Origin of the sequence: Gordonia cholesterolivorans, assembly GCF_039531975.1 — a bacterium.
GTDB classification, from domain to species: domain Bacteria; phylum Actinomycetota; class Actinomycetes; order Mycobacteriales; family Mycobacteriaceae; genus Gordonia; species Gordonia sihwensis.
The window spans coordinates 95498-109675 of record NZ_BAAARB010000004.1 but is presented as its reverse complement, the minus strand read 5'-3'; the positions used below and the strand labels follow the sequence as shown (position 1 = coordinate 109675).

Sequence of the window (14178 nt, the reverse complement as noted above, 5' to 3'; positions counted from 1 at the left end):
CGCTACTCGCACACACCGACGTGGTGCCACCACATCGCGCGCTCGAGGTCCTCCGGATCGGTCATGTCCAACTGCACCGAGACCACGTCGAAACGGACGACCTCCCAGAACGCGTCCTGCTGAGCCAGCCACTGCTGTGCCAGCCGCCGCATCCGGCGCAGCTTGTCGGGGGTCACCGCACCGAGCGGATCGGTGAACGTCCGGCTGGCCCGCGTCTTCACTTCCACGATCACCAGAGTCCGACCGTCGGCGGCGACGATGTCGAGCTCGCCGTACCTCGTCCGCCAGTTCCGGTCGAGGATCCGCCAGCCGAGATCCGCCAGGCGCGCCGCGGCCAGATCCTCGCCGACCCGCCCGATCAGACCGCGGCGGTCCACGCCCCGCTTCTCCCGCTTTCGCTGCTCCCGTTGTTCCCCCATGCGGGACAGGATGCGCCGCTGCGGCGACCGTGACAGGTCCCGATCACCCGTTCCTCGGCGAGTGTGCATACCGCGGGTGTTCTGCACAGTCCGCGACCACCCGCCCGGGGCTCAGGGCTCGTCGGGCAGCCGCAGTTCCGGCTTCTCCAGTTCCTCGATGTTGACGTCTTTGAACGTCACCACGCGAACCTGCTTGACGAAGCGAGCGGGCCGGTACATGTCCCACACCCACGCATCGGTCATGTGAATCTCGAAATAGACTTCGCCGTCCGCATTGCGCGGAACCAGATTCACACCGTTCGCGAGGTAGAAGCGGCGCTCGGTCTCCACGACGTAGGTGAACTGACCGACGATGTCCTTGTACTCCTTGTACAGGGACAGCTCCATCTCGGCTTCGTACTTCTCGAGATCCTCAGCGCTCATCAGGCCAGCCTATCGCGGACGTTCCGGTACGACATACGGTGCTCCGCCGAGGGACCGCGCGCGTCCAGACACTCCATGTGCAGGGCCGTGCTGTAGCCCTTGTGCACCGCGAACTGATAGCCCGGCACCTCGTCGTCGAGTGCCACCATCATCCGGTCGCGGGTCACCTTCGCGAGGATCGAGGCGGCGGCGATGCACGCCGCGTTCGCGTCGCCCCCGATCACCGGTAGCGACGGCGCAGGCAGCCCCGGCACGTGGAATCCGTCGGACAGGACGTACCCGGGCCGCACCGACAGTCCGGCCACCGCGCGCCGCATGCCTTCGATGTTGGCGACGTGGACCCCGAGCCGGTCCACCTCGGCCGCCGGGATCGCCACCACCTTCCAACTGACCGCATGCCGCACGACCGCCGAGTAGAGCTTCTCGCGCACCGGCTCCGAGAGCTTTTTGGAGTCGTCCAGCGCAGCGAGAGACTTCAGTTGCGAAGTGCTCAGCACGCACGCCGCCACCACCAGCGGGCCGGCGCACGCACCCCGGCCTGCCTCGTCGACGCCGGCCACCGGGCCGAGCCCCTGGCGGGCCAGGGTGAACTCCAGTGTCCGCAATCCCGCTGCCTTCCGAACCGGCGACCGCGGGGGCCATCGAGTCGATCCGGGCATCAGCTCTGCGGGTCGACCGAGCCCACGCCCCCGATCCGGGAGAACGGGTAGATGATGAACCGGACCTTGCCGCGGACGTCGGAGACCGGCACCGTGCCGTGGAACTCGTCGTCGATGTGGGCCCGTGAGTCGGCGGAGTTGCTGCGGTTGTCGCCCATCACCCAGAGATTGCCCTCGGGCACCTTGATCGGGCCGAAGTCGCTGCCGTAGCACGAGCCCTGACCGAGCACCCCGCCCGACTGCTGGTAGGTCTGCGCCTGCAACTGCTTGTCGATGTACGGCTCGTGGAGGGGCTTGCCGTCCACCGTGACACCCTTGCCGTCGGCCTCGCGGCACTGGACGGTCTGCCCGCCGACCGCGATCACCCGCTTGACGAGGTTGTTCTCGTCCGGCGGCGCGAGAGCGAACAGCGACAGCACGTCCTGGATCTTGTGCACCACCGGGTTCGACGAGCGAGGCGACGACCACCCTTCGTCCCACGAACTGGTCGGGGCCTTGAAGACCACCACGTCACCTGGCTTCGGGTCACTGAACCGGTACACCATCTTGTCGACCACGATGTGGTCGTTGGTGCACCCGTAGCAGCCGTGCAGGGTCGGTTCCATGGACTCCGACGGCACCACGTACTGCCGGAAGAAGAACTGGGTGAACACGAACATGAGCACCAGCACGATGCCGACGATGATCAGCAGTTCGCGGAGCCAGCGGCTCTTGCCCTTCTGCTCGTCCTCGGGGGCGTCGTCCCGGAAGGTGAATCCGGAATCGGACTCGGCGCCCCCACTGCTGCCGCGCTCGTCGTTAGCCTGCGACGGGTCGTCCCCGCGGGTGTTGTCGTCCACGTAGAACAGGGTACTGATGTCCGTCACCGCTCCCGACCACCCGGTTCACTTTCGACGCGCCGCCGGGCCGACACGAACAGACCCCGCCCCGCGGGCCGAAGTGGTCGGCGCCGTGCGGGACGGGGTCTGGATGTTCGTTTCTCGCCGGGGCGAGCAGAAGCTCAGCGCTTCTCCTTGATCTTCGCAGCCTTGCCGCGCAGATCGCGCAGGTAGTACAGCTTCGCGCGACGGACGTCACCGCGGGTCAGGACGTCGATCTTGGCGATGTTCGGGCTGTGCACGGGGAAGGTGCGCTCCACACCGACACCGAACGAGACCTTGCGGACCGTGAAGGTCTCGCGGATGCCGCCGCCCTGGCGGCGGATCACGACGCCCTTGAAGACCTGCACGCGCTCCTTCGATCCCTCGATGACCTTGACGTGCACGTCGAGGGTGTCGCCGGGGCCGAACTCGGGGATGTCGTCGCGAAGGGACTGCTTGTCGATGAGGTCCAGGGTGTTCATTTCTCGTCCAATCTGGGCGGGGACAGAGGAACCTGGCGGCCCCGACGCGAATTCGGCGGGGTTCGACCGGTTCATGCCCGTGGCATGGGGTCCGTGCGCTGCAGCGGTCGACGCGAGGTCTCCGGCAGGCAACCTGAAACATTGTGCCACCTCCACCCGGCATGAGGGAAATCCGCGATCACAGCGTCAGGTCGAGTTCCTGGTCGTCATCGTCGCCGGGCGGTTGCACGTCGGTGCCGGGCCCGGCCTCGGGAACGCCTTCCTCGAGATCGCCGATGACCGCCGGCGCGACGAGCGGCTGCGGGCCCAGCACGAGGATCCCCTCCGTCGCCGAGCGCAGATAGTCGGCGGGCCTGTGGCCGTCCTCGTCCTCGGAGCGTCGCGCCGACGGTGCGGCTCCGTACGGCCCGCCGCCCGGCCGGGAGGCGGAGGCATTGCCTGCCGTCGCCGGGCGCCCTGCCGGCACCGACGCCGCTCGCGACGCGGGCGAGGTCGTCTCAGACACGACCGACCTCGGCGCGGCCGGCACCGACGGGGCGGCCCGCACCGGCGGCGGGACGGTGGCGAGGACGCCAGGCGCGGCTGAGAGCTCCGCCGACCGAGCCGAAGACGTGTGACGAGACGGGCCAGGGCGGGCGGTGCTGCCCGGCGGGCCGGTACCGCCGTCGCCCGCGGACGGGCCGGTCGGGCCTCTCGCAGCGGCCGGAGCCGCTCCCGGTGAGGGTCCGGGACCCGCCGACGACTGCTTCGGGCCCGCATCCGCGGCGACACCGGGTCGCGGAGGGCCGGCCGCGGGCGCGGCGCCGGCGCCCTGATCGGGTGCGGCGGCGACCGGACCGTCCCCGACCGGCGGTCCGTCGCCGGACGGGACGTCCGCAGCCATCGGTCCGGCCACTGCCGGAACTGCCGCTCGGTCGGCCGTGTCGGCGGCCGCGGGTGCTCCGTGCGAGGCAGGCGACGCGTCCGGACCGCCGGAGAGGAGGCCGCGGGCCGAGGAGTCCATCGGAGCGTTGTACACCCCTGCCAGTTCGGTGCCGACGCCGAGCAGCGCCGACAGCACTGCGGGCTGGGTGGTGCCGACGACGCTCAGTGCGACGATCCTGGGCCGATACGCCACCGCTCCGGCCAGCACGCCCGAGGCGGAGGCCAGCGAGCTACGGCCGCTCGCGAGACGATCCGAGGTGGATGTGATCCGCTCCGCGAGATCGACACCGGCCCTCGCCCCGCCGTCCGCGGCCGCACCGACGAGCGAACCGGTGCCGAACACGGCGGCCATCCGCTCCCCGATCGCCCGCGCGGCGTCGACGATGCGGGCGATCTCCGCGGCGTCGGCCGCGGCTGCGCCGGGATCCATCGAATCGAGCCGGGCGAGGAGTTCCTCGGCGGCCACCGTCCACGTGGTGCTCATACTCGTTGGACGCAGCGGCGGCCGCACCGGTTCCGCGACACGCCGCAGCACACGGCGTCCGCCCGCCCGGATCAGTCCTCCATCAGGTCCGGGCGCCGCTCACGCGTGCGTTCACGCGACTGCTCGTGCCGCCACTGCGCGACTCGGCCATGGTCTCCGGACAGGAGCACCGCGGGCACCTCCAGTCCGCGCCACACTCTGGGACGGGTGTAACTCGGACCTTCGAGCAACCCGTCGGAGAACGAATCCTCCTGGTGCGACTGCGGATTGCCGAGCACACCCGGCATCAGACGGGTGGTGGCCTCGACCATGGCGAGGACCGCCACCTCGCCGCCGATCAGCACGAAGTCGCCGAGCGAGACCTCCTCCACACGCACCCGGCGGGCGGCGTCGTCGAAGACCCGCTGATCGATCCCCTCGTAACGGCCGCACGCGAAGACCAGATGCCGCTCGGAACTCCAGCGCTGGGCCGTGGCCTGTGTGAAGGGCACGCCCGCCGGCGTCGGCACCACCAGCAGCGCGTCGTCCGGGCAGACGGCGTCGAGCGCCTCGCCCCACACCTGTGGCTTCATCACCATCCCTGGACCGCCGCCGTAGGGCGCGTCGTCGACGCTGTGGTGGACGTCGTACGTCCACTGCCGCAGATCGTGGACGCCGACCTCGATCAGTCCGGCGTCGATCGCCTTTCCGAGGAGTGCCGCCCGCATCGGTTCGAGGTACTCCGGGAAGATCGTCACGACATCGATGCGCATGTCAGTCCTCGACTGGGTCGATCAGGCCGTCGGGCGGATCGATCTCGATGCCCTCGCGGGTCACGGTGGGGACGATCTCGCGCACGAACGGCACTAGCACCTCGCGACCGTCACCGGTGGTCACCGACAGCAGTTCGCCACCGGGCAGGTGCAGCACCTCTCTGACCGTGCCGACGCTCTCACCGCCGACCGTCGCGACGGGCAGTCCCTCGAGCTCGTGGTCGTAGAACTCGTCCGGGTCGTCGCCGGAGTCGACGTCGGCGGCGTCGATGACGAACAGGGTGCCGCGCAGCCGGTCCGCCTCGTCGCGACCGCCTACGCCGGCAAGCGACAGCAACAGCCGCCCGGCATGCATCCGGGCGGCTGTCACTTCGTACTCGGTCTCCCCGCCGCCGGCAGTCCGCGGGGCACGGCCGCGCAGGCGCGTGCCGACCGCGAAACGTCCGGCGGGATCGTCCGTGCGGATGTCGACGACGACTTCACCGCGGACTCCGTGCGTCTTGACGACACGACCGATCACCAGATCCATCAGATCCGAGTCCTGCTTTCGATCAGCGATCGGTGTCGACGATGTCCACGCGCACACCGCGGCCGCCGATGCCGGAGACCAGGGTGCGCAGCGCGGTGGCGGTGCGGCCGTTGCGGCCGATCACCTTGCCGAGATCGTCGGGGTTGACATGAACCTCGACCATCCGGCCGCGACGGCCGGTGATGAGGTCGACCCGGACGTCGTCCGGGTTGGCGACGATGCCGCGAACGAGGTGTTCGACGGCGTCCGCGACGACGGCGCTCACGCGTCCGCCTTGGCGTCACCGGCCTCCTCGGCGGGAGCCTCGGCAGCGGCGTCGTCGGCCTTCTCGTCAGCCTTCTTGGCCTTCTTCTTGGCGGTGGTCGCGGCGGCGGCCGGCTCGTTCTCGGCAGCGGCGAGGGCGGCGTTGAACAGATCCTGCTTGGAGGTCTTCGGCTCGGCGACCTTCAGGGTGCCCTCGGCGCCCGGCAGGCCCTTGAACTTCTGCCAGTCACCGGTGATCTTCAGGATGGCGGCGACCGGCTCGGTCGGCTGCGCGCCGACGCCCAGCCAGTACTGAGCGCGCTCCGAGTCGACCTCGATCAGCGACGGCTCTTCCTTCGGGTGGTACTTGCCGATGGTCTCGATGACGCGGCCGTCGCGGCGAGTGCGGGCGTCGGCGACGACGATGCGGTACTGCGGGTTGCGGATCTTGCCGAGCCGGGTGAGCTTGATCTTGACAGCCATGTGGGCGTCTCCTTGTGTCACAGCGCAATTCAGCGACCCGCCGATCGGCGACGAGCCCGGTTTTGCGTTCTCTATCGGGGTGACCGCCGGTCGGCCGTGGCCGGCTCCGGCGAACCAGCGACTCATTCTGCCAGAGCTACGAGCCGCCACCCAAACCGGAGCACCGGCTCACTGGGTCCCGACCACCGGAAATCGGTCCCGGCGCGTGCAGCCGGTAGCGTGACATCGGACATCGGCGGCCGCACCGGCCGCCGCACGACGCCCCGGAGACCTGAGAATCCATGCTGCACGCCCTGTCGCTCGCATTCGTCGACTCGGTGAACGTGCTCCTGATCGGGGTTCTCGTCACGCTGGCGCTCATACTGGGCCCCGGCCAGTACCGGCGGATCGCGCCGCTGGTGCTGATCGGCGACTGGCTCGGGGTTCTCGTTCTGGCGATCGCCGTGATGCTGGTGTTCGACGGCCTCCAATCGGTGGTCGACGCCGTGATCTCCTCACCGCTGTTCGGGATCCTGCTGATCCTGACCGGTCTGCTCACCGCATTCCTCACCTGGCGCGGCGGTGACTCGTCGGACCTAGTCGACAAGATCCTCACGCCGCTGCGGGCGCCGTCCCCCCTGACCCTGCTGGTCGGATTCGTGCTCGGCGTGGTCCAGTCTGCCACGTCCGTGCCGTTCTACGCGGGCCTGGCGGTCCTGTCGGCGACCGACATCCCGCTCACCGAGCGGTATCTCGGTGTGGTCCTGTACGCCACGGTGGCCCTGAGCCTGCCCCTGCTCGCCGGCCTGGCGCTGGTGGTGGTGCGTGCCCGCCCACACTGGTGGATCGGACGGGTGTTCGCCTACGGCCGGCGCAACCGCGAAGTGGTGATCCGCTATGCGGGCTGGTTCGTCACGGTGCTGCTGATCGTGATCGGCGTGCTGCAGATCCTCGGCTGACCGGCGCGGCTCACGCCGTGGGCTATGCGATCTTCTCGCCGCCGCAGACCACGTGGAGCGGTCGCCGCAACGTCGTCAGGTCGGCAGCCGGATCGGCGTCGAGGACCATGAAGTCGGCGCGTGCACCGTGCTCGAGCCCGGACGCTCCCAGCCACTCGCGCGGGGCGGTCGAGGCCGCGGCCAGCGCGTCGAGCGGGCTGAAACCGACACCGACGAGGGCCTCGATCTCGTCGACGATCCGGCCGTGCCCGATGAACCCGCCCGCATCGGTGCCCGCGTAGATCCGCACCCCCGCCTCGCGGGCCCGGGCGAAGACCTCGCCTCGACCGGCGTACAGCGCCCGCATGTTGGCCTGGTACATCGGGAATCGGTCCGCACCGTCGGCGATCTCCGGGAAGTTCTCCAGCTGAATCAGGGTCGGCACCAACGCGATGTCCTTGCGCACCATCTCGTCGATCAGGTCCTCGCTCAGACCGGTGCCGTGCTCGATCGAGTCGAACCCCGCCCCGATGATGTCGTCGAGCCCGTCCGCTCCGAAGACGTGGGCGGTGATCCGGGCACCGTTCTCGTGCGCGGCGGCGACGGCCGCGTCGAGCTGATCGCGGGTCCACAGCGGAGCCAGATCGCCCACCTCGCGGTCGATCCAGTCGCCGACCAGCTTGACCCATCCGTCTCCGTCGCGGGCCTGACGTGCCACCTCGTCCGCCAGATCGTCCGGGTTCTCGAGTTCCACACCGTAGTCGCGCAGGTAGCGCTTGGGCCGGGCGATGTGCTTGCCCGACCGGATGAAACGGGGCCCGGTCGGGTCGGCGTCGAGCGGATGGGTGTCGAGCGGCGATCCCACCTCGCGGATCAGCAGCGCACCGGCCCGGGCGTCGGCCCTCGCGTACTCGCGCGCCCGGTCGATGGTGACCCCGAGCCCGGGTGCGATGCCGACGTGGTTGTGCGCGTCCACCAGACCCGGGACGATCCATCCGCCCCCGGCCTTCTCAGCGCCGGCGACCGGCTCGGTCGAGACGGCTCCGTCGACGACCCAGAAGGTCAGGGCCTCGCCGGTGAACGGATCGGTACCGGTGAATTCGAGCGCTTGAGTCATCACAGGGCCTTTCGCGGCCGAGCCGTTCGCGATTCGGCGACGGCCGGCGACCGCTGACTTCTCGGGAAACCTACTTCTTGGGGAACTTCAGGTCGTTGAGGTCGATGCCCTCCAGACCGGGCGGCAGTTCGTCGAGGCCGGGAGGCATGTTGCTCAGATCCAGACCGGGCGGCAGTCCCATGCCCGGCGGCATGCCGGGCATGCCCGGGAATCCGCCGCGCATCGCCTTGGGCGGCGTGGGTCCGCGACCCTTGCCCTTCCCCTTCTTGCCCTTCTTGCCCTTGCGCGCGTTCTTGCGGCCGCCGCCCATGCCCATCCGGCCCGACATCTGCGACATCATCTTGCGTGCGGCGAAGAACCGGTCGACGAGCTGGTTCACGTCGGTCACCGTGACGCCGGAGCCGTTCGCTATGCGGATCCGTCGGGAGGCGTTGATGATCTTCGGGTTGTCGCGCTCGGCGGGCGTCATGCCCCGGATGATCGCCTGGATCTTGTCGAGCTGCTTGTCGTCGACCTGCGAGAGCGCGTCCTTCATGTCGCCTGCGCCGGGAAGCATGCCCAACAGGTTCCCGATCGGTCCCATCTTGCGGATCATCAGCATCTGCTGCAGGAAGTCCTCCAGCGTCAGCTCGCCCTGGCTGATCTTGGCAGCGGTCTTCTCCGCCTCGGCCTGGTCGAAGTGCTGCTCGGCCTGCTCGATGAGCGAGAGGACGTCGCCCATCCCCAGGATGCGGCTGGCCATGCGGTCCGGATGGAAGACGTCGAAGTCGTCGAGTTTCTCACCGGTCGAGGCGAACATGATCGGCCGTCCGGTGATCTCGCGGACCGAGAGCGCGGCGCCGCCCCGGGCGTCGCCGTCGAGCTTGGTGAGGACCACGCCGGTGAAGTCGACGCCGTCGGCGAAGGCCTGGGCGGTGGTGACCGCGTCCTGGCCGATCATGGCGTCGAGGACGAACAGCACCTCGTCCGGGTCGGTCGCGTCCCGGATGTCGGAGGCCTGCCGCATCAGTTCCGCGTCGATGCCCAGACGGCCCGCGGTGTCGATGATGACCACATCGTGCTGCTTGTCGCGGGCCTCCTGCACGCCGGCCCGTGCGACGGCGACCGGATCGGCCGAGCCGTCGACGCCGAGTTCGCCCTCGCCGCCGACCGAGGTGCCCGGATGCGGCGCGAAGACCGGCACTCCGGCCCGCTCACCGACGATCTGGAGCTGCTGCACGGCGCCGGGGCGCTGTAGGTCACAGGCCACGAGCAGCGGCGTGTGACCCTGCTTGACCAGCCACGCCGACAGCTTGCCCGCGAGGGTCGTCTTACCGGCGCCCTGCAGACCGGCGAGCATGATGACCGTCGGCGGGTTCTTTGCGAGGCGGATGCGCCGCGTCTCGCCGCCCAGGATGCCGACCAGTTCCTCGTTGACGATCTTGACGATCTGTTGAGCCGGATTCAGGGCGCCGGAGACCTCGGCGCCCTTCGCGCGTTCCTTGATGCGGCTGATGAAGGCGCGGACCACGGGCAGCGAGACGTCGGCCTCGAGCAGTGCGAGGCGGATCTCGCGCGCGGTCGCGTCGATGTCCGCGTCGGTCAGCCGTCCCTTGCCGCGCAGGTCCTTCAGAGCACCGGTCAACCGGTCAGAGAGGGATTCGAACATTCCTCCATCCTTCCACGTCCGGGCACGGCGATGTCGCGCGGATCGTGATCGGCTCCGGGCCGGGCCTCACCGCGTGGGCGCGCAGACCGCCAGGACCGCCGCCGCCACCGCGTGGCGCGCCGCCGGTCCGTCGTCCGGGAGGCTGAGGCAGAAGGTGTCGACGGCCGTCGCACCCAGGGTGGAGACCTTCGCCCAGGCGACGTCGGCACGCGCCTTCTCCAGCTCGGCGGCGACGCGCGCGAGAAGGCCTTCGTCGTCGGCCGCGCGCAGTTCCAGCAGCGGACGCCCGTGCGGGCCCGCGAGCCAGCGTGCCCGCGGCGGCGCCGCGGTGCGGCTCACCGGGACCGCGGGTCGGCCGGAGACCCCCGCCTCGGGCAGGCGGGCTGCCGCCCGCGCCGCCAGCTCGGCCACCGGGTCCCGATCGCCGTCGAGCACCGCGGCCAGACGTTGCCGCAGCAGCGGCGCATCGGGCGGACCGCCGAAGGTCGGCATCACCACGAACGAGTCGACGGCGTGCCCGGCATGACCGGCGACCGTCGCCGAGTGCGCGTGCAGGCCCGACAGTGCGAGCACACCGGCCATCTTCGACAGCAGTCCCGGCCGGTCGGGCGCGATCATGGTGACGATCGTCATGTTCGGACCGTCCCCGGGACGCAGGCTCACGTGGAGACCGCCGCGGTCGGCCAGCTCACGCAGGTCCGGCGGGATCGGGTCGGGTGCGGGCACCGGCGCTCCGCCGATGTGCGCGACGACGCGTTCGACCAACCCGGAGATCAGGGTGGCCTTCCACTCCCCCCACACCCCCGGGCCGGTGGCGCGGGAGTCGGCGTCCGAGAGGGCTCCCAGGAGTTCGGCCAGGACCGCGCTCCCGCCGAGCACGTCGGCCACGTGCGCCACGACCTCCGGATCGGCCGGGTCGCGACGCGTCACCACCCGGTGGAGCAGCAGATGGTGGCGGACGAGTTCGGCGAGCAGGCGCCGATCCGGCTCCCACAGGCCCAGACGCCGCCCGATGTGTTCGGCGAGTTCGGCGCCGACGGCGCAGTGGTCGCCGCCGCGCCCCTTGCCGATGTCGTGCAGCAACGCGCCGAGCAGCAGCAGATCGGGACGCGAGACGCTGGTGGTCAGTTCCGCCGCCGCGGCGACCGTCTCGATGAGATGCCGGTCGACGGTCCAGGTGTGAATGCCGTCGCGGGGCGGCAGGTCGCGGACCCGATCCCATTCGGGGAACAGTGCGCCCCACAGTCCGGCCCGGTCGAGGGCCTCGATCGGGCCGGCCATGTCGTGCCCCGACGCCAGCAGCACCAGCAGATCGGCGAGGGCCTCCGACGACCACGGCTCCGGCATCGGCGCACCGTAGGTGGCCAGGCGCTCGAGCGCCGGGCCGTTGATCGGCAGCCGGTTCCGGGCGGCCGCCGCGGCCACCCGCAGCACCAGACCCGGATCCTGGCTGGGAATGGCCGAGCGTGCGAGTACCACCTCGCCGCCCTGTTCGACCACCCCTTCGTCGAGCGGGTGCCGCAATGCCGCGGCGCGGCGCAACCGAGAGAACCCGCGTCGGCTCACGGCGTTCTGGGCGGTGCGCAAACCGGCGTCGACAGCGTACGAGGTGGTCCGTCCGGCATCGCTGATCCGCCGGGAGAGCTCGAAGCGATCGGCGACACCGAGTGCCGCGGCGATGTCGTCGGCATCCTGGGCGCGGATCTGGTCACGTGCCCGGCCGGCGATCCGATGCGCCTCGCCGCGCGCGGCGAGCAGGAAGTCGTAGGCACGCGGCAGCGGCGAACCCTCGGTGCCGGGATCGAGACGGGCGAGCCCGTCGGTCAACTGCGCGAGCGCGAGCGCATTCAGCAACTGGATGTCGCGCAGTCCCCCGCGGCCGTTCTTCAGATCCGGCTCGGCGCGGTGGGCGATGTCGCCGGTGCGCCGCCAGCGGTCTTCCGCGGCTTCGATCACCTGCGGCAACCGCATCCGCGCCTCCGACCGCCAGAGGTTGCGCACCGAGACGGTCATCAACCGGGCGAGGTCCTCGTCGCCGGCGATGAACCGGGAGTCGAGGAGCCCGAGCGCGGCCGTGGCGTCCTCGCGCGTCACCCGCATGGCCTCCGGCACCGATCGCACACTGTGGTCGAGGGAGATTCCCGCGTCCCACAGCGGGTACCAGAGTCCGTCCGCCACCTCCGACAGTCGTTCGGGGTACCGGTCGTCGTGCACCAGGATCAGGTCGAGGTCGGAGTAGCCGACCATCTCCCGGCGACCCAGGCTGCCGACCGCGACAACGGCGAATCCGCTGCGCTCGACGATCCCGAGCGACCGTGCCCGCTCCACGAGCCAGTCCTCGAACAGTGCGCCGATCGCCTCGCGCTGACGCGCTCCGACCAGGGAATCGTCCTGCAGCAGCACCGATCTCGCCGCACCGAGCGTGGCGCCGGAGGTGGACCCCGGCGCCCGCCCGGCCTCAGATGGCCTCTGGTCCGCGTTCACCGGTCCGCACCCGGATGATCGACTCCACCGGTGTCACCCAGACCTTCCCGTCACCGATCTTCCCGGTGCGGGCCGACTCGACGATCACCTCGGCCACCTGGTCCACTGCCTCATCGTCGACGACGACCTCCACCCGGACCTTCGGGACGAAGTCGACGGCGTACTCGGCGCCGCGGTACACCTCGGTGTGCCCCTTCTGCCGCCCGTAGCCCTGTACCTCGCTGACGGTCATCCCGACGATCCCGATGTGCTCCAGACCGGCTTTGACGTCCTCGAGGGTGAACGGCTTGACGATTGCGGTGATCAGTTTCATGGATAAACCCTTCTCTCCCGATCGAGACTAGTGTCTGCTGAACTCATGCCGGCTCGTACGCACTCTCGGCGTGCTCGGCGCTGTCGATGCCGGTGAACTCCGCCTCCCGGTCCACACGCCAGCCGAGCGGCTTGAGCACCATCGCGATCGCGAAGGTCAGGATTCCGGTGAACACGAGCGCGAACAGGGCGATCGCCGCCTGCACCACCAGCTGTCTGTAGTCATGGCCGTAGAACAGACCCGAGTCCTTGGAGAGGAGACCGATCGCGATCGTGCCCCACAGACCGGCGACGAGGTGCACGCCCACCACGTCCAGCGAGTCGTCGAAGCCGAGCCGGTACTTCAGCCCGATCGCGACGGCCGCGAGCGCACCGGCGACCACACCGAGGAACAACGAGCCGACCGGGGTGAGGGCGCCGCAGGCGGGCGTGACTGCCACCAGTCCGGCGACGACGCCGGAGGCCGCACCGACGCTCGTCGGGTGGCGGTCTCGGATCCATTCCACGGCCAGCCACCCGATCATCGCGGCGGCCGTCGCCGCGGCGGTGTTGATCCACACGAGGCCGGCGGTGGCGTCGGCGGCGAGCTCGGAGCCGGCGTTGAAGCCGAACCAGCCGAACCACAGCAGGGCCGCGCCGAGCATCACGAAGGGAATGTTGTGCGGACGGTACGAGGTGCGGCCGAACCCGCGGCGTTTGCCGACCACCAGCGCCAGCACCAGGCCGGCCATGCCGGCGTTGATGTGGACGACGGTGCCTCCGGCGAAGTCGATGGGCGCGACCTTCGCCACTCCGTCGGCGACGCCGAACAGCCAGGAGGCGATCGAGTCCTTCGCGTTCGACATCAGTCCGCCGCCCCACACCATGTGGGCGAGCGGGAAGTAGACGATGGTCGCGAACAGCACGGTGAACGCCACCCAGGTGGCGAACTTGACGCGTTCGGCGATCGCACCGCTGATGAGCGCGACTGTGATCACGGCGAAGGTCAGTTGGAACGCCATGAAGACGGTCGCCGGAATCTGGGTGCTCCCCCACACCACGAACTGCGTCGCATCGCCGACCGACCTGGTCTGCATCAGTTGGTCCGACCCGAACAGTGAGAACGGATTGGCGAACAGTCCCCCGATGTCGCCGGTGCCGGTCAAGGAGTTCCCGAAGGACATCGAGAATCCCCACAGCACGTAGATCACCGTGACCGTGCCGAGCGCCGCGAACGACATCATCATCATGTTCAGCACGGACTTGGCACGCGAGAGCCCTCCGTAGAAGAACGCCAGCGCGGGTGTCATCAACAGCACGAGCGATGCGCTCACGATCACCCAAGCGGTATTACCCGCATCAACGGTTCCGAACACGTTGTCCGGCAATGCAGTCTGCACTCCTCGCACCTCCTCGCGAGACGTCGCCGATCGACGTCTCGCGATAAGAGTGCAACGCTGGTG

General features: G+C 69.8%; 16 protein-coding genes. 1 reads left to right on the top strand and 15 read right to left on the bottom strand.

Features of this window, described 5'->3' with window-relative positions; genetic code table 11:
• Positions 1–2 precede the first annotated feature (2 nt).
• The 10 genes from ABFX36_RS05270 to rpsP all read right to left on the bottom strand — a co-directional run bounded on the left by ABFX36_RS05270 (position 3) and on the right by rpsP (position 6258).
• Entirely contained in the window at positions 3–419 is a 417-nt protein-coding gene (locus tag ABFX36_RS05270) for a YraN family protein (protein ID WP_082781265.1), read from the bottom strand.
• A gap of 111 nt (positions 420–530) precedes the next feature.
• Positions 531–842, bottom strand: coding sequence for a DUF2469 domain-containing protein (locus tag ABFX36_RS05265; RefSeq protein WP_006897903.1), 312 nt, complete (start codon positions 840–842; stop codon positions 531–533).
• Entirely contained in the window at positions 842–1501 is a 660-nt protein-coding gene (locus ABFX36_RS05260) for a ribonuclease HII (protein WP_062366791.1), read from the bottom strand. Before ABFX36_RS05260 ends, ABFX36_RS05265 begins: the two co-directional genes overlap by 1 nt.
• Complete coding sequence (lepB, locus tag ABFX36_RS05255; RefSeq protein ID WP_006897905.1) at positions 1501–2367, bottom strand: signal peptidase I; 867 nt, start codon at positions 2365–2367, stop codon at positions 1501–1503. Before lepB ends, ABFX36_RS05260 begins: the two co-directional genes overlap by 1 nt.
• Before the next feature lie 134 nt (positions 2368–2501).
• Entirely contained in the window at positions 2502–2843 is a 342-nt protein-coding gene (rplS, locus tag ABFX36_RS05250; RefSeq protein WP_006897906.1) for a 50S ribosomal protein L19, read from the bottom strand.
• A gap of 178 nt (positions 2844–3021) precedes the next feature.
• Positions 3022–4251: a hypothetical protein gene (locus ABFX36_RS05245; protein WP_346075257.1), complete on the bottom strand. Its 1230-nt coding sequence runs from the start codon at positions 4249–4251 to the stop codon at positions 3022–3024.
• A 71-nt stretch (positions 4252–4322) separates the two neighbouring features.
• Positions 4323–5003 carry a tRNA (guanosine(37)-N1)-methyltransferase TrmD gene (gene trmD, locus ABFX36_RS05240; protein ID WP_346075255.1) on the bottom strand — a complete coding sequence of 227 codons (681 nt, stop codon included), beginning with the start codon at positions 5001–5003 and terminating at the stop codon, positions 4323–4325.
• Between the two features lies 1 nt (position 5004).
• The gene (gene rimM, locus ABFX36_RS05235; RefSeq protein ID WP_006897909.1) at positions 5005–5532 is read right to left on the bottom strand and encodes a ribosome maturation factor RimM; all 528 of its coding nucleotides are present in this window, start codon (positions 5530–5532) and stop codon (positions 5005–5007) included.
• Positions 5533–5554: 22 nt separating this feature from the next.
• Positions 5555–5797 carry an RNA-binding protein gene (locus ABFX36_RS05230; protein WP_006897911.1) on the bottom strand — a complete coding sequence of 81 codons (243 nt, stop codon included), beginning with the start codon at positions 5795–5797 and terminating at the stop codon, positions 5555–5557.
• Positions 5794–6258 carry a 30S ribosomal protein S16 gene (gene rpsP / locus ABFX36_RS05225; protein WP_006897912.1) on the bottom strand — a complete coding sequence of 155 codons (465 nt, stop codon included), beginning with the start codon at positions 6256–6258 and terminating at the stop codon, positions 5794–5796. Before rpsP ends, ABFX36_RS05230 begins: the two co-directional genes overlap by 4 nt.
• Before the next feature lie 281 nt (positions 6259–6539).
• On the opposite strand from rpsP, the gene ABFX36_RS05220 reads away from it, so the two are divergent.
• Positions 6540–7196, top strand: coding sequence for a hypothetical protein (locus tag ABFX36_RS05220; protein ID WP_006897913.1), 657 nt, complete (start codon positions 6540–6542; stop codon positions 7194–7196).
• 22 nt (positions 7197–7218) lie between these two features.
• Here ABFX36_RS05220 and ABFX36_RS05215 read toward each other — a convergent pair whose 3' ends face one another.
• From ABFX36_RS05215 to ABFX36_RS05195, 5 genes are all read right to left on the bottom strand, one after another.
• On the bottom strand, positions 7219–8292 hold the full coding sequence (locus ABFX36_RS05215) for an amidohydrolase family protein (protein WP_346075251.1): 1074 nt from the start codon (positions 8290–8292) through the stop codon (positions 7219–7221).
• A 70-nt stretch (positions 8293–8362) separates the two neighbouring features.
• Positions 8363–9940 (bottom strand): signal recognition particle protein, encoded by a 1578-nt coding sequence (gene ffh / locus ABFX36_RS05210; protein ID WP_006897915.1) that lies wholly within the window; start codon positions 9938–9940, stop codon positions 8363–8365.
• A gap of 66 nt (positions 9941–10006) precedes the next feature.
• Entirely contained in the window at positions 10007–12424 is a 2418-nt protein-coding gene (locus tag ABFX36_RS05205; RefSeq protein ID WP_346075248.1) for a [protein-PII] uridylyltransferase, read from the bottom strand.
• On the bottom strand, positions 12399–12737 hold the full coding sequence (locus tag ABFX36_RS05200; protein ID WP_006896676.1) for a P-II family nitrogen regulator: 339 nt from the start codon (positions 12735–12737) through the stop codon (positions 12399–12401). Before ABFX36_RS05200 ends, ABFX36_RS05205 begins: the two co-directional genes overlap by 26 nt.
• A 43-nt stretch (positions 12738–12780) precedes the next feature.
• Positions 12781–14115: an ammonium transporter gene (locus ABFX36_RS05195; RefSeq protein ID WP_346075246.1), complete on the bottom strand. Its 1335-nt coding sequence runs from the start codon at positions 14113–14115 to the stop codon at positions 12781–12783.
• Between the last annotated feature and the right edge of the window lie 63 nt (positions 14116–14178).

Bases quoted from the DNA above. Each gene is read 5' to 3' on its own strand.
- ABFX36_RS05270 (WP_082781265.1), bottom strand. From the start codon at position 419: ATGGGGGAACAACGGGAGCAGCGAAAGCGGGAGAAGCGGGGCGTGGAC.
- ABFX36_RS05265 (WP_006897903.1), bottom strand. From the start codon at position 842: ATGAGCGCTGAGGATCTCGAGAAGTACGAAGCCGAGATGGAGCTGTCC.
- ABFX36_RS05260 (WP_062366791.1), bottom strand. From the start codon at position 1,501: ATGCCCGGATCGACTCGATGGCCCCCGCGGTCGCCGGTTCGGAAGGCA.
- rplS (WP_006897906.1), bottom strand. From the start codon at position 2,843: ATGAACACCCTGGACCTCATCGACAAGCAGTCCCTTCGCGACGACATC.
- ABFX36_RS05245 (WP_346075257.1), bottom strand. From the start codon at position 4,251: ATGAGCACCACGTGGACGGTGGCCGCCGAGGAACTCCTCGCCCGGCTC.
- trmD (WP_346075255.1), bottom strand. From the start codon at position 5,003: ATGCGCATCGATGTCGTGACGATCTTCCCGGAGTACCTCGAACCGATG.
- rimM (WP_006897909.1), bottom strand. From the start codon at position 5,532: ATGGATCTGGTGATCGGTCGTGTCGTCAAGACGCACGGAGTCCGCGGT.
- rpsP (WP_006897912.1), bottom strand. From the start codon at position 6,258: ATGGCTGTCAAGATCAAGCTCACCCGGCTCGGCAAGATCCGCAACCCG.
- ABFX36_RS05220 (WP_006897913.1), top strand. From the start codon at position 6,540: ATGCTGCACGCCCTGTCGCTCGCATTCGTCGACTCGGTGAACGTGCTC.
- ABFX36_RS05215 (WP_346075251.1), bottom strand. From the start codon at position 8,292: ATGACTCAAGCGCTCGAATTCACCGGTACCGATCCGTTCACCGGCGAG.
- ffh (WP_006897915.1), bottom strand. From the start codon at position 9,940: ATGTTCGAATCCCTCTCTGACCGGTTGACCGGTGCTCTGAAGGACCTG.
- ABFX36_RS05200 (WP_006896676.1), bottom strand. From the start codon at position 12,737: ATGAAACTGATCACCGCAATCGTCAAGCCGTTCACCCTCGAGGACGTC.